The sequence below is a fragment of the Gordonia sp. i37 genome (assembly GCF_002043085.1).
GTDB classification, from domain to species: domain Bacteria; phylum Actinomycetota; class Actinomycetes; order Mycobacteriales; family Mycobacteriaceae; genus Gordonia; species Gordonia polyisoprenivorans.
Genome location: NZ_MVPX01000366.1, coordinates 1 through 14,090 on the forward strand (window position 1 = coordinate 1; position 14,090 = coordinate 14,090).

15 protein-coding genes are annotated in these 14,090 nt (G+C 67.7%); 6 read left to right on the forward strand and 9 right to left on the reverse strand.

Annotation, left to right across the window (positions count from 1 at the left end):
- From mftG to mftE, 3 genes are all read right to left on the reverse strand, one after another.
- On the reverse strand, positions 1-1,183 hold a 1,183-nt coding region (gene mftG, locus B1964_RS17795; RefSeq protein ID WP_079930700.1), incomplete at its 3' end, for a mycofactocin system GMC family oxidoreductase MftG.
- Between the two features lie 16 nt (positions 1,184-1,199).
- On the reverse strand, positions 1,200-2,612 hold the full coding sequence (mftF, locus tag B1964_RS17800; protein ID WP_253194052.1) for a mycofactocin biosynthesis glycosyltransferase MftF: 1,413 nt from the start codon (positions 2,610-2,612) through the stop codon (positions 1,200-1,202).
- A 26-nt stretch (positions 2,613-2,638) separates the two neighbouring features.
- Positions 2,639-3,352 carry a mycofactocin biosynthesis peptidyl-dipeptidase MftE gene (gene mftE / locus B1964_RS17805; protein ID WP_079930694.1) on the reverse strand — a complete coding sequence of 238 codons (714 nt, stop codon included), beginning with the start codon at positions 3,350-3,352 and terminating at the stop codon, positions 2,639-2,641.
- A 192-nt stretch (positions 3,353-3,544) separates the two neighbouring features.
- Between mftE and B1964_RS17810 the strand changes: the two genes are divergently transcribed.
- Positions 3,545-4,657 (forward strand): CaiB/BaiF CoA-transferase family protein, encoded by a 1,113-nt coding sequence (locus B1964_RS17810; protein WP_079930701.1) that lies wholly within the window; start codon positions 3,545-3,547, stop codon positions 4,655-4,657.
- Positions 4,658-4,866: 209 nt separating this feature from the next.
- Positions 4,867-5,682: a mycofactocin-coupled SDR family oxidoreductase gene (locus tag B1964_RS17815; protein ID WP_079930695.1), complete on the forward strand. Its 816-nt coding sequence runs from the start codon at positions 4,867-4,869 to the stop codon at positions 5,680-5,682.
- Positions 5,683-5,826: 144 nt separating this feature from the next.
- Here B1964_RS17815 and mftD read toward each other — a convergent pair whose 3' ends face one another.
- The 4 genes from mftD to mftA form a co-directional block, all read right to left on the reverse strand.
- Positions 5,827-7,029, reverse strand: coding sequence for a pre-mycofactocin synthase MftD (gene mftD / locus B1964_RS17820; protein WP_006367874.1), 1,203 nt, complete (start codon positions 7,027-7,029; stop codon positions 5,827-5,829).
- 94 nt (positions 7,030-7,123) lie between these two features.
- Positions 7,124-8,401 carry a mycofactocin radical SAM maturase gene (mftC, locus tag B1964_RS17825; RefSeq protein ID WP_006367873.1) on the reverse strand — a complete coding sequence of 426 codons (1,278 nt, stop codon included), beginning with the start codon at positions 8,399-8,401 and terminating at the stop codon, positions 7,124-7,126.
- Between the two features lie 55 nt (positions 8,402-8,456).
- Positions 8,457-8,807: a mycofactocin biosynthesis chaperone MftB gene (gene mftB / locus B1964_RS17830; protein ID WP_079930696.1), complete on the reverse strand. Its 351-nt coding sequence runs from the start codon at positions 8,805-8,807 to the stop codon at positions 8,457-8,459.
- Entirely contained in the window at positions 8,807-8,929 is a 123-nt protein-coding gene (mftA, locus tag B1964_RS17835) for a mycofactocin precursor MftA (protein WP_006367871.1), read from the reverse strand. The genes mftB and mftA overlap by 1 nt, the downstream gene beginning before the upstream one ends.
- A gap of 130 nt (positions 8,930-9,059) precedes the next feature.
- On the opposite strand from mftA, the gene mftR reads away from it, so the two are divergent.
- The 4 genes from mftR to B1964_RS17855 all read left to right on the forward strand — a co-directional run bounded on the left by mftR (position 9,060) and on the right by B1964_RS17855 (position 12,887).
- The gene (gene mftR, locus B1964_RS17840; RefSeq protein WP_006367870.1) at positions 9,060-9,656 is read left to right on the forward strand and encodes a mycofactocin system transcriptional regulator; all 597 of its coding nucleotides are present in this window, start codon (positions 9,060-9,062) and stop codon (positions 9,654-9,656) included.
- Between the two features lie 302 nt (positions 9,657-9,958).
- On the forward strand, positions 9,959-11,029 hold the full coding sequence (locus B1964_RS17845; RefSeq protein ID WP_014361022.1) for a ferredoxin--NADP reductase: 1,071 nt from the start codon (positions 9,959-9,961) through the stop codon (positions 11,027-11,029).
- A gap of 1 nt (position 11,030) precedes the next feature.
- Positions 11,031-11,408 carry a DoxX-like family protein gene (locus tag B1964_RS17850; RefSeq protein ID WP_079930697.1) on the forward strand — a complete coding sequence of 126 codons (378 nt, stop codon included), beginning with the start codon at positions 11,031-11,033 and terminating at the stop codon, positions 11,406-11,408.
- Positions 11,409-11,531: 123 nt separating this feature from the next.
- Complete coding sequence (locus tag B1964_RS17855) at positions 11,532-12,887, forward strand: ClC family H(+)/Cl(-) exchange transporter (RefSeq protein WP_079930698.1); 1,356 nt, start codon at positions 11,532-11,534, stop codon at positions 12,885-12,887.
- A 27-nt stretch (positions 12,888-12,914) separates the two neighbouring features.
- Here the strand turns inward: B1964_RS17855 and B1964_RS17860 are convergent, their stop codons facing one another.
- The gene (locus B1964_RS17860; RefSeq protein WP_079930699.1) at positions 12,915-13,634 is read right to left on the reverse strand and encodes a DNA alkylation repair protein; all 720 of its coding nucleotides are present in this window, start codon (positions 13,632-13,634) and stop codon (positions 12,915-12,917) included.
- 12 nt (positions 13,635-13,646) lie between these two features.
- Positions 13,647-14,090 (reverse strand): oxidoreductase C-terminal domain-containing protein (locus B1964_RS17865; RefSeq protein ID WP_290440716.1); only part of this gene is annotated, 444 nt, incomplete at its 5' end.

Sequence of the window (14,090 nt, forward strand, 5' to 3'; positions counted from 1 at the left end):
CGTCGTCGAACTCGGCGGACGCCAACATGTCCACCACGTCCGACGCCGTGGCCCACAACGGGGCCGCCACCGACTCGTCGAGGTTGCCGAACCGTACGCGTACCGAGCCTCCCGACGCCGACGTGAGCCGCGCCGGGCCCGCCTGGAGCATCCCGCAGACCCCCACGGCCTGCGAGCCGCCGGCCGACCCGGTCACATACCGCTCGAAATCATCGGAGTAGCAACGGATCTCGATACCATCGTCGGTGTGCACCACGGTCGGCAGTAGCGGCCGCAGGTCGTCGGGCGAACGCCTACGGTATCCGACGAGCACCTCACGGTGTTCGCCGGCGACGAGTACGCCGGAGGGCCCGATCACCTCCGGGATCGAGCGCAGCAGGATTCCTGCGGTACCGAGTGTTCCGGCGCACAGGATCACCTCGTCGCAGGCGATGTCGGTGCCCACCGACCCCGTGCCCAACGAACCCGTGACCCGCAGGCCCGTTGCCCGGCGTCCCGCCATCAGGATCTCGTGTACCCGAATGCCGGTTCTCACAACGAGATTCGGACGTGCGAGAGCCGGGCGGAGAAATGCCTCCGCCGAGGTCGTGCGCAGTCGGTGGGCGCTGTTGCCCAGCACTGCGTTGTTGTCCAGCAGTTCGTTGTTGCCCAGCACTCGGTTGAGACCGATGATGGGCCACCGGTCGGTGACGTCGCGGACCGGTACCCGCGTCGACCAGAATCGCTCGAAGGCGCGGGCGGCCGGCCCGAGATCGTCCTCGCCGAACGGATGCACCGACATCGGGCCGTCGGTCTCGTCGAGTTCGCGGTAGGCCCTTTCGACGTCGTCGACGCCCCAGCCGGTGGGCCACCCGGCGAAATCGTCGCGATGCCACCGCAAGAAGTATCCACCGTTGATCGCCGAGGACCCGCCGAGCCCGCGCCCGCGGACCACGGTCTGGCCGGGCGGCGCGTCGTGGACGGTCACGAACCCCGACGACGCGCTGATCGGCAGTGTTCGGAGATCGCGAACCGCGGCGTCGGGCCAGCCGCTCCCCTGCTCGAGCAGGAGTACCGATCGGGTGCCGTCGCGGCTCAATGTGTCGGCCAGCACCGACCCGGCGCTGCCGGCGCCGACGATGACGACGTCTGCGCGTCGGCGAAGCTCACCCGCCACCGACGTCTCGTCCACCGGCGTCCCCATCACCTTGGTTCGGCGGTCAGCGCGTGACGACGGGCCGAAGCGCGCCGAGATCGCGTTGACGCACAACACCTTCCCACAGTCCCGCGCCGTAGGCGAGGTCGTCGAGACGACGGCAGATCAGATAGGCGACGGGGCCGATCGCGGGCCCGCGCGTGGTGTCGGCGAGGACGGCGCGCACCCATTCGATGAGGCCCTCGGCGATGGCCACCTCGATGACGAGTATCCGAAATCGCTTGGAGATCAACGCCAACAGGACTGCGACCGGCCAATAATGTCGACAGATCGCACCGGCCGCCTGCAATAGTCCGTATCCGGCCGCGCGGCCGGTCATCTGCGCGGCGGCCACCGGCGCGTCCGGCAGGTCGCCGAGTCGCGCCCGCAATCGATGGGCCACGCGGGCCAGCACGAGGAAGGCCAGGACGAGTCCGAACTTGGTTCGTGACAACAAGGCCGCCACCGCCAGCGCCATCGACGCCGTCATCACCATCGGCGCGGCGAGCGTGCCGTGCCGTTGAGCCAGGAACGCCGCCCCGGTGCCGTAGTAGCGGCGACGGGACAACACCTGCCGCAGGTTGGTGCGGTGGTCGTGGGCCACCCGGGCCACCGGGTCGTAGCGCATCCGCCAGCCCGCCTCGTGCAGTCGCCAGCACAGGTCGACGTCCTCGGCCACCCGGAGATTCTCGTCGAATCCGCAAAAAGCACTGCGCCGCACGATCATTGCCGCACTGGGCACATATGGTACGGGCGTACCGGGGACAACGGCGGCCTCGGTGGGCCCCATGTCGAGTGAGGAGTGACCGTTCTCGTAGCGTTCGGCCATCGACTGGCGTTCACCGCGTCGGGCCGACAAGCCGACGATCCGGGGAGCGGCCAGCGCCACCAGCGGATCGGAAAAGTGCGCCAGCAGCATCACCAGCCAGTCCGGCTCGGGAACGACGTCAGAGTCGAGGAAGGCCACGAAGTCCGTCGTGGCCGCCGCAGCGCCGGCGTTGCGGGCTGCTGCCGGGCCGCGGTTGGACTCGAATCGGATGACCTGCACCAGCGGCGCCTGCGCGACGAGGGGGACGGCCGAGCCGTCGTCGACCACGATGACCCGGGTACCGGCCACCGCGTCGAGGAGCCGGTCGACGCCGGATTGGTTGTCGCGCACCGGGATCACCACGGTGACGTCGTCGGGCTTGGGCCCCGACATGGGCCGCGGATGAGCGATGCCAGTCTCGAGCAGCGTCCGCGAGAGCGTGCGCGTCGCGGTGTTGCACACCTCGATGCGGCCGTCGGCGGAGGTGAGACCGAGCGCGGTGTCGCTGAGTCGGAGCATGCGCGTCGGTGACCCGCCGACGAGGTAGCGCAGATCGCCGCGACGTGCGCACCGCAGATCGATCTGGATCTGGAAACCGTCGGGCAATCCGGAATCGCTCGGGGCGGGCATCTTCTGCGCGACCCATTCGGTCGTCGTCACCGCAGTCTCCCCCCGTCGTCGACGGCCCACTCGCCGAGCGCCCGCGTCAGATCGTCGACGACACGCGTGAGGAGCTGCGCACCGTGCTCGGCGGTCGCCGTTCGCGGGTCGCCCAGTATCCCGTTCTCGCTGACCGCGGCGACACCACCGGCACGCATCGGCCCCATCAACGCGCCGATCGGCTCACGGTTACCCGCCTCGATCCGGTCGTTCCGCACCAACTCCGGCGAAAGATGAAGCAGCACTGAGGTTTCGGTGTGTCCGGCGTGAGCGTCGGCGTCGGCGAACGCGCACGGATACCAGGCCACGTCGCGCGCCTCATAGCGCAATCTGGCGACCGCCGCGGCCAGCGTGGGGACGTTGCCGCCGTGTCCGTTGACGAAGACGATCCGCCGCGCCCAGCGACACGCACTGCGACCGAATTCGACGAGGAGGTCCGTCAGCGCCTGCTGCCCGAGCGAGATCGTCCCGGCGAAACCCTCGTGCTCACCGCTGGCTCCGTAAGCGATTTCCGGTGCGACCGCAACCGGGGCATCCGCGGTCAATTCCGAGCGTGCGGCGGTGGCCACCGCGACGGCGATGCGGGTGTCGGTGTCGAGCGGGAGATGCGGCCCGTGCTGTTCGACGGAACCGATCGGAACGAGAAGGGTCAGTTCGGCGGGCGTCACTTGCGGCCATGCATATTGCCCCAACCTCGCCGTTCGCACCATTCGGCCAAGTCTAATGGGCGCAGCGCCTCGGGGTAACCGGTCGTCAGCAATTGCAGGACCGAGATCCCCTGTTCGGACCCGCTTGGACGAGCGCTCGATCGGTTGTGGAATCCTGGATCGCAGCATGTGTCGCAGAACACGGTCGGCACCAGTCGGCACAACAAGGTCGACGCCATTCGAGGGAGGACGTCCATGACAGCAGATTCGACACCCACCAGCGGTAAGAGCGGACCGCTGAATCGATTGCGCGTGATCGAGTTCGCGGGTATCGGTCCGGGCCCGCACGCAGCGATGATGCTCGCCGACCTCGGCGCCGACGTGATCCGGGTGCAGCGTCCCGGCACACTTCCGGCCGAGGGCCGCAATGCTGACGCGCTGCTGCGCGGGCGTCGCGTCGTCGAGGCCAATCTCAAGGACCCGGCCGACCGCGACACCATCCTCGGGTTGATCGCGAAGGCCGACGTGATTCTCGAGGGATTCCGGCCCGGCGTGATGGAACGACTCGGCTTCGGGCCCGATGATCTCGCCGAGGTCAACCCCGGCCTGGTCTACGGCCGCATGACCGGCTGGGGCCAGGAAGGGCCGCGCGCCGAGCTCGCCGGCCACGACATCAACTACATCTCGCTGACCGGCCTGCTCCATGCCATCGGCCGTCACGGCGAGCGTCCGGTGCCCCCGCTCAATCTCGCCGGCGACTTCGGCGGCGGCTCGATGTTCCTTGTCATGGGCGTGCTCTCGGCACTCTTCGAACGACAGTTCTCCGGTCGCGGCCAGGTGATCGACGCCGCGATGGTCGACGGCGCTTCCGTTCTGGGACAGATGATGTGGGCCTTCCGCGGCACCGGGCTGTGGTCGGACGAGCGCGGGGTGAACATGCTCGACACCGGCGCCCCGTACTACGAGGTGTACGAGACCTCCGACGGCAAGTACATGGCCGTCGGAGCGATCGAGCCGCAGTTCTACGCCGCACTCCTCAACGGGCTCGGACTCGCCGATGCCGACCTGCCGGAGCAAAACGACATCGCGAAATGGCCGGAGCTCAAGAAGGTCTTCACCGAGACCTTCGCCTCGCGCACCCGCGACGAGTGGGCCAAGGTCTTCGACGGCACCGACGCCTGCACCTCACCGGTACTGAGCTTCGCCGAGGCCCCCACCGACCCGCACATGGCGGCCCGCGCCAACCTCCTCGAGATCGACGGCGTCATGCAGGCACAAGTGGCACCGCGCTTCTCGCGCACCTCGCCGGAGACGCCGAGCGGACCGGCCCGCCAGGCCACCGATCCGTCGACCATCTGGACCGACTGACCGGGTCGCACCTCCTCCGTCCGACGTGGGGCGCCGACGATGTCGTCGGCGCCCCGCGTCGTCGCGACAGCGCCCATCTCAACGCCGACAGCGCCCTCCAGTTCACCGACAGCGCCTTCGGTCGTGCCGACGGCGCCCGTCCCAACGCCGACAGCGCTTTCTCCCGGTAGCCCACCTCGCCGAAATAGAACGTGTTACAGTTTTTCCTCATGGGACAGTTCGACGGCAAGGTCGTCTACATCACCGGCATCGCCCGTGGCCAGGGGCGTAATCACGCGCTCCGCTTCGCCCGTGAGGGTGCGTCGATCATCGGACTCGACATCGCCGGCGAGGTCGCCGACCACATCACCTACCCGGCGTCGACGCCGGACGATCTCGACGAGACGATTCGCCTCGTCGAGGAAGCCGGCGGCAAAATCCTTGCACGTCAGGGGGATACACGAGATCTGGCGTTCCAGGAGGAGCTCGTCGCCGACGGCGTGCGGCAATTCGGCCGCCTCGATCATGTGATCGCCAACGCGGGCATCCTCTCGTGGGGACTCACCTGGGAGCTCTCCGAACACGAATTCACCGACGTCCTGGACGTCAATGTGGTCGGCACCTGGAAGACGTTGCGCGCCACCATTCCCACACTCCTGGAGACCGACGCAGAGAACCGCTCGATCGTCATCATCTCCTCGGTCGCCGGGCTCAAGGCGATGCCCGTCCAGGCGGCGTACTCGGCGTCGAAGTACGCACTCACCGGACTGGCACAGACAACCGCCAAAGAACTCGCCCCGCGCCGCATCCGCGTCAACTCGATCCACCCCTACGCCGTCAACACGCCGATGGGCATCGCCGACACCTCGGCCATGAAGATCTTCGAGATGGGCGAGTACACACGGTATTTCATCTCGATGATGGATCACTTCCCGGTCGCCTCGCTCGACGACATCTCCGACGCCGTGCTCTATCTGACCTCACCGCAGGCGCGCGCGGTCACCGGCTCGCAGTTCCAGATCGACATGGGAAACTCCAAGGTCTGAGCGCCGTCGGCGGGATGCAGGGCGCCGTCGGCGAACAACAGAGCGCTGCCGACGGGAACCGGCGGCGCTCTGTCTTTCGTAGCCCTGTTTCTGCGGCGTTCTTCCGAGCCCTGTTTCTGCGGCGTTCTTCCGACTCGGATTCGCTCAGATGCTGCCGAAGGAGCGATCGAAGTCCTCACCGATAATCAGGTCATCGCGCGAGAGTTCATGAACGCTCTTGTGGCCCAAGCCCATCACCACACCGTCGAGGCCCATGCGGAGCAGGTCGAGGACGTTCTCGACGCCCGCCTGACCGTTGGCCGCCAGGCCCCACAGGTAGGCGCGACCGATCATCACCGCGCGCGCCCCGAGCGCGAGTGCCTTGGCGACGTCGCTGCCGCGGCGGATGCCGCCGTCGAGCAGGACCTCGATCTGATCGCCGACCGCCTCGGCGATGCCCGGCAGGAGACGGATGGTGGCGGGGGTGCCGTCGAGGTTGTTGCCACCGTGGTTGGACACCGACAGCGCGGTCGCGCCGATGTCGACGGCTCGCTTCGCGTCGTCGAGGCGGGTGACGCCCTTGACCATGAACGGTCCGCCCCACTGTTCGCGCAGCCACTGCAAGTCGTCCCAGGTGGGCGGGGCGGTGCTCATCCACTCGCCGTAGGCACCGAAGAAGGTCGGTCCGGGCTGTCCCTTGCCCTTGGAGACGTTGGGCGCGGTCAGGTCGGGAATGATGATCTTGCCGTCGCGAATCCAGTCCATCGCATAGCGCGGCTTGACCGCGATCTCCGGCGCCAAGCGCAGGAGAGCCTTGAAGTCGACCTTCTCCGGGATCTCCGGGCTGCCCCAGTCGCGACCGATGTTGAACACCCAGTCGGTCGTGACGATCAGACCCTTCGCGCCGGCTTCCTTGGCGCGCATGGCACGCGCCAGGATCTCGTCGCGACTACCGAGCCAGTAGATCTGGAAGAAGATCTTGTCGTTGACCGCGGTGACCTCTTCGATCGGATGAGACGCGAAGCTGGACAGGCCCATTGCGGTACCGCGAGCTGCCGCGGCACGCGCCACCGCGACCTCGCCGTCGGGGTCGACGGCCTGTACGCCGGTGGGGCTGATCATCACCGGGAACGACAGGTCCTGGCCCATCACGGTGGTGGAGAGTTCGCGATCGGGCTGCGCGCCGATCACGTGCGGGGCGAACCCGATCTCGGAGTACGCGTCGACGTTGTCGCGCACCGTCACGCCGGCCTGGGTGCCGGCGATCAGCGAGGAGTACACCGATTTCGGCAGTCGCTTCTTGGCGCGGCGCTGCGCTTCGTGAACGGTTTCGAACCAGGGATTGCGGGCCCAGGGATTGGTGACCATTGTGTGTTCCTACCTATTTTCTTTACTTGTTCGTCGCAGCATCGAGTCACCCGGGCGCCCGGCCCGGGTGCTCGACGATCCGCCACGCGGGGTATTACAGGGCGAATCCCGCCAACGGGTTCTCATCACAGTTCTTCGACGGCGGGCCACCGATCGGGGTGATCTCCCCGTCGGGTTGCCGGGTCATCAATGTCAACGGGGTACCGCGTGAATGGTCTTTGTTCGCAGTCGGTTTGGCGCGCTCACCAGCCAGCAGCTCTTCGCCGTATCCCTGCACGCACTCGGGGTCGGGTCCGGCCAGCGGCAGTCCGGTGAAGAACTTGGCCGCCATGCAGCCGCCGCGGCAGGCGTCGAAATGGGCACAGCGCGTGCAGGCTCCGGCGTTCTGTGGCTCACGGAGCTCGGTGAAGAGGTCCGATTTCTGCCAGATCTGTTGGAAGCCACCGTCGGTGGTGATGTTGCCTGCGAGGAAGTTCTCGTGGATCGCGAACGGGCAGGCGTAGACGTCGCCGACCGGATCGATGAGGCACACCACGCGACCCGCGCCGCACAGATTCAGCCCGGGCAGGCCGGACCCGCCGGTCCCGCCGAACGCCGACAGGTGGAAGAACGAGTCGCCGGTGAGGACGTTCTCGCCGTGGGCGACGAGCCAGTCGTAGAGTTCGCGCTGCTGTTCGGGCAGCGGGTGCAGGTCGTCCCAGACGTCGGCGCCGCGGCCCGACGGGCGCAGCCGGGTGATGCGCAGAGTGGCGTTGTAGCGGTCGGCGAGAGCCTTGAACTCGTCGAGCTGCGCGACGTTCTGCCGTGTCATCACCACCGAGATCTTCGCATCGGCGAATCCCGCCTCGTGGAGGTTCTCCAGCGCGCGCACGGCCATGTCGAACGAGCCGGGGCCACGCACGGCGTCGTTGACCTCCGCGGTCGCACCGTCCAGCGAGATCTGCACATCGACGTAATCCGACGCGGCCAGCCGCGCGGCGACCTTCTTGTCGATGCGTAAACCGTTGGTGGAGAACTTGACTCCCACCTGGTGGCTGGTGGCGTAGTCGACGAGTTCCCAGAAGTCCGGGCGCACCGTCGGCTCCCCGCCACCGATGTTGACGTAGAAGACCTGCATGCGCTGCAGTTCGTCGATGATCGCCTTGCACTGTTCGGTCGACAGCTCACGCGGGTCGCGCTTACCCGAGGACGACAGGCAGTGCACACATGCCAGGTTGCAGGCGTAGGTCAGCTCCCACGTCAGGCAGATCGGGGCGTCGAGCCCTTTCTCGAACTGATCGACCAGACGCCCGACCTTGGGGGGCGCACTGGGCTGCAGCGTCGGCATGGCGGCGAGTTCGGTTGCGGTGGGCGGCAACTCGAGTGTGGTCATCTTCGGGTCTCCTTGGGCTCGAGGAGCGGTGGTGGACGGTGGAGGAATGCGTCCGTCAGCGGCGGACGATCATCCCGGAGTCGGCCAGGGCGGTCAGCGCGTGCACATACAGCGCACGCTCGGCGGCTCCGATCCCGGCAGCAGCCAGGGCGGTCTCGGCGTCGTCATGCTCGGCGAGGGAGCGCACGATCCCGACGACGGTCAGGTTCTTGAGGAATGAGAGCTTGCGGGTACCGAAGTGATACAGCAACGCCCCGAAGGGTTCCGGGCGTAGTGCGACCTTGGGGTTGAGCTCCCAGGCGGCGTCGAGATCGAATGCGGACAGGGTGGCGGGGGTGTCGCGCCGGTCACCGGCGACCGCGGAGTCGCGGTCGCCGGCAACCGGAGCAGATGTCGGGGTGGACATCAGTAAACCCCGCACATCCCGTCGATCGAGACCTCTTCGACGAGGGACTCACCCACGAGCTCGGTCTCGACGTCGGCGGGAACCGACACGTCCTGAGCTGCCTTGGCTGTGTGATCGGCCATGATCCAGACCTCCTAATATTCGGGTAGTGATGTGGATCACCGATCACTATAATGGCACCGGGTGCAGAATTGCACCCCCCAGCCGAAAATTGACCAAACGGACAGGTACCGACCTGGTGAGAGAGGTCTGATGACGACCGAGAACGCGACGGCGCCGGGCCGGCGTCCGCGCACCAGCCGCGCACAGATCAGCGCGACCGCCATCGACCTGTTCACCACCGTCGGCTTCGAGGAAACCAGCGTCGACGACATCGCCGAGGCCGTCGGCATCGCGCGGCGCACACTGTTCCGGTACTTCCCGTCGAAGAACGCGATCCCGTGGGGCGAGTTCGACGTCCACCTCGACGACCTGCGCGCACTGCTCGCCGAGATCCCCGACGACCTCCCCATCGCCGAGGCCGTCACCCGGGCGCTGATCGCCTTCAACGAGGTGCCCGCGGAGTTCCTCGACGGCCACCGCCGACGCATGCAGCTACTCCTGGGAGTGCCGAGCCTGCAAGCACATTCGATGTTGATGTACGCCGACTGGCGCCACGTCATCGCCGAGTTCTGCGCCCACCGGCTCGGCCTGGACGAGGGCGATCACCTCCCGCAGACGATCGGCTGGCTGTGCCTGGGCACCGCCCTGGCCGCCTACGAACAATGGCTCGCCCATCCCGACGCCGACCTCGACGCGCTCATCCGCGCGGGGTGCGCGACGCTGGCCGCTGGGCTGCAGGGGTTGTGAGTGCTCATCGCACGCGATAGATCCCGCCACCGACTCGGCGGCGCTCGTGTGGTCCTCGATGCCGAGGTTCGCGATCGACGGGTTCGCCGAGCCAGCCCCGCGACTCGATCGCTGTCGGCGAGATACCGGGCGCCGTCGAGGAAATACCGGCGACACCGCCGCCACAGACCGCCCTCTACCCTGGAACCGATCGCCTTGCCGGTGTCGACAGCCCGACATCTAGGCTAGGCTCAAAGTAGAACGTGTTCTAGTTTTCGCACCTTCGACTCTTACACCTTCGACGACGCCAGGAGACCTGAGCCATGACCGGATCGGACACGACCGAACTGACGCCCCACGGCTCGCGCAGCGTGATCCTCACCGTGGCCGAGGTCATCGACGAGACCCACGACGCACGGTCGATCGTCTTCGAACTCCCCGACACGGCCAAAGAGGCGTTCACCCAGTACAAGTCGGGCCAGTTCCTCACCCTGCGCATCCCGAGTGAGCAGACCGGGTCGGTGGCCCGCTGCTATTCGCTGGCCTCCTCCCCCGCCCGCGACGAGTTGCCCAAGGTGACGGTCAAGCGCACCGTCGACGGCTACGGGTCGAACTGGGTGTGCGACAACCTCTCCGCGGGCTCGCAGATCGAGGTGCTGCCGCCGTCGGGGGTGTTCACCCCGCGGTCGGTCGACGAACCGCTCTTGCTGATCGCCGCGGGCAGCGGAGTGACCCCGGTGATGTCGATCCTCAAGACCGCGCTGGCGTCGGGGAGCGGCACCATCGTGTTCTTCTACGCCAACCGCAGCGCCGAGGACGTCATCTTCGCCGACGAACTGCGCGAGCTGCAGACCGCGCACGCCGACCGGCTGGTCCTGATCCACTGGCTCGAGACGCTGCAGGGCCTGCCCCGCGCGCAGTCCCTGGCGACGATCTTCGGCGCCTTCCGCGGTCACGCCGCCTACATGTGCGGCCCCGGCCCCTTCATGGACGCCGTGCACCAGGCGCTGCACACCGCGGGCTTCGCCCACCACGACGTGCACGCCGAGGTCTACAACTCACTCTCCGGTGATCCCTTCGCCGACGTCGTCCTCGACGAGGTGAGCGCCGAGGAGCAGGCCGACGCCGCCACGGTGGAGGTCGAACTCGACGGCGAAACCCACGAGCTGACCTGGCCCCGCAAACGCACCCTGATCGACATCATGCTCGAGGCCGGACTCGATGCGCCGTACTCGTGCCAGGAGGGTGAATGCGGTTCGTGCGCATGCACTCTCACCGACGGAACCGTCGAGATGGACAACGCGGGTGCGCTCGATCCCGAGGACATCGCCGACGGCTATATCCTCGGGTGTCAGGCCCATCCGACTTCCGACCGACTGCGAATCGAGTTCTGACGTGCTCTCACGCCTGTCCCCCATCCAGCTCGCCCGCACCCTTGCCGGGATGCTGCTGACCATCGGCACCCTGCACTTCGTGGCGCCGAAGCCGTTCGACGAGATCATCCCCGAGGAGATCCCCGCCGACCCGCGGATGCTGACCTATGCGTCCGGTGTCGCCGAGGTCGCCCTCGGCGTGGGACTTCTCGTCCCGGCCACCCGCAAGCCGTCCGCGGCTGCGGCCGCGGCACTGTTCGTCGCGGTGTACCCGGCCAACATCAACATGGTCCGGCTGTGGTGGCACAAGCCGGCGATCTACAAGGCGGTCGCCCTCGGCCGGCTGCCACTGCAGTTCCCGATGATCGCCGCGGCAATCAAGGTGTTCCGCGCGTCCTGACGATCGAGAACGCCGTCGGCCACCCCTGGTCGCGACCGCCGACTCGGCCGAGATCTACCGTGGATCGGTGTCCGCGACCCGAAATCCCCAGCCCGGTGATCACCTACGGCCCGGTGACGACGCGTGACGGCGCCGGACTCACCTGATCTCACACCGGAAACGCCCGAAGAGGACACCGGTGCACGGGTTCTCGTCTGGTTGACCATCGTCGCCGCGATCGCCGGTGCGATCACCGGCCTGGTCGGCGGGGCATTCCGGTGGCTGCTGATCCGCGCCGATCACCTGCGGGCCGACCTGATCGACTGGACCCACCATCACGGCCCGGCCGCCTGGCTGATACCCGTGGTGATCTCGGCCGCCGCGGCGCTCATCGCAGCGCTGATCACCCGATGGGAACCGCGCGCGTCCGGCAGCGGCATCCAACATGTGGAGGCCGTCGAACGCGGCGAGGCCGCACCACCGCCGCCCGCGGTCATCCCGGCCCGCTTCGTCGGCGGTTTGCTGGCGATCGGCGTCGGCGGGATGGTCCTCGGTCGAGAGGGCCCGACGGTGCACATGGGCGCCGCCATCGGCGCGCTCACCGGACGCGTGTGCCGCGCCACCCTGCGCGAGATCCGGGTTCTGCAGACCACGTTGTCGGGCGCCGGGCTCGCCGTCGCATTCAACGCACCGATCAGCGGCACCCTGTTCTGCATCGAGGAGATCGCCAAGACCGTCAAGGTGCGCTACGTCCTCTGGACGATGGCCGCGGTCGCCGCAGGCACCGTGTGCAGCCGCCTGATCGTCGGCAACCATCCCGACTTCGTCGTCCCGCAGGTCAATTCCGTTGCGTTGTCCTCACTTCCGGTGTTCGTCGTCTTCGGCGTCGTGGTCGGGCTGCTCGGCGTCGCCTACAACTGGCTGATCCGCGCGTGTCTGAGCGGCTTCGCGGCCATCCCCCGGGTGCCCGGCCCGGTGAAGGCCGCGATCATCGGAGCGGTCATCGGGGCGGTGCTGACCATCGACCCCGATCTCGGTGGCGGCGGTGACGATCTGACGCAGAACATTTTGTCCGGTCAGCATCTGGCCTTTTGGGCGATCGTGATGCTGCTGGCGATCCGCTTCGTCGCCGGTCCGGTGTCGTATTCGGCGGGCACGCCGGGTGGCATCTTCGCCCCCATGCTGGCACTCGGCGCGATGACCGGTCTCATCGCCTCGCGGCTGATCGATCTGGTCTCGCCGGGCTACGGGCACGAGTTGTTGTTGCCACTGATGATCGTGGGCATGTCGTCGTTCTTCACCGCCGTGGTCCGGGCGCCGTTCACCGGCGCGGTGCTGGTGATGGAGATGACCTCGACGACCTCGGTCGCGGTGTCGGTGCTCGCCGCGGGGGCCGCGACGATGATCGTCGCCGAACTGCTGCGTTCGCCGCCGATCTACGACGATCTGCGCGAACGCATGTTGCGGCAGTGGAAGGGCCACGAGGCTGAGGGCGTCTGAGGGATCGGTGCCGGACGGCCGCGCGACTCACCGTAACGCGCGGTAGCGGGCGCGCGTCGCGGGATCGAGATGCTCGATCGCATACCGCAGTGCGGTGCGTCCCATCGACGCCGCGTGCTCGTCGAGATAGTCGGTGAGCGTTGACCTCTCGACGCGCTTGCCCATCTCACGCAACATCCAGCCCAGCGCTTTCTGGATGAGGTCACGCCGGTCGTCGATGACGAGCGGCGCCACCGCCAGCGTGGGGCCGGCATCGCCCTCACGCAGGTGGGCGTGGGTGCCGACGATACCGACCCGCCGGTGCCACAGCCGTTCGTCGGCGGCGAGGTCGACGAGCGCGGTGTGGTCACCGATCCGTACACACCAGTGTCCGAGAACCGGTGCGGCCGAGGTGTCGACGAGATCCCAGTTGTTCACATACCCGTCGTCGACGGCCCGGCGATAGTCGGCGACCCACGCGCGAGCGTCGGCGTCGTCGGCTCGCGCGGACTCCTGCGCCATGAGAAGTAGTGCGAGAAAACGGATCTCGTGGATCGGCGAACTCAGCAGGGCGCCGACGGCACCGCGGTCGATGCCGCGCCGGCGACGGGCGAGCGCGCGCAACTGCGGCACCGCTACCCCGACGAACTCGTCGCCCTCACCGTAACCACCGGGCCGGGCCTGCAGATATCGTGCGATACCTGCCGCCCGCTCTGGGTCGCCGAGTTCGCGGACCTCGGCGATCACCTGCGCGGCAACGGGATCCACGAATACGGGTCCTCAGAGAAGGTCGGCGATCGGTGTCGGGGTTTGCAGCTTGGGCCGGGTCTTCATCACCGGGCCCGCCTTGCCCGCGCCGACCACACCGGTGAGGATTCCGTCGCGGCTGTAGTAGGCCAGGAACTTCGTGCCGTCGTCGGTGACGATGTGCACGTCGTCGTCGGCGCGCGGATGCCCGAGTGCCTGGATCTTCACCGCGAACTGGTCGCTCCAGAAGTAGGGCACCGCGGCGGTGATCGGCGCGCCCGCACTGCCGGCGATCTGATGGGCGACGACCGCAGCCTGTTCGACGGTGTGATTCCAGTGCTCGACACGACGCGCGGTGGGCGTCCCGTCGGCCCAGTTGGCGACGTCCCCGATCGCGTATACGTGCGGTGCGCTGGTCTTTCCGACGGCATCGCAGGCGATCCCACCACCGGTCTCACGCGGGGCGAACCCGATACC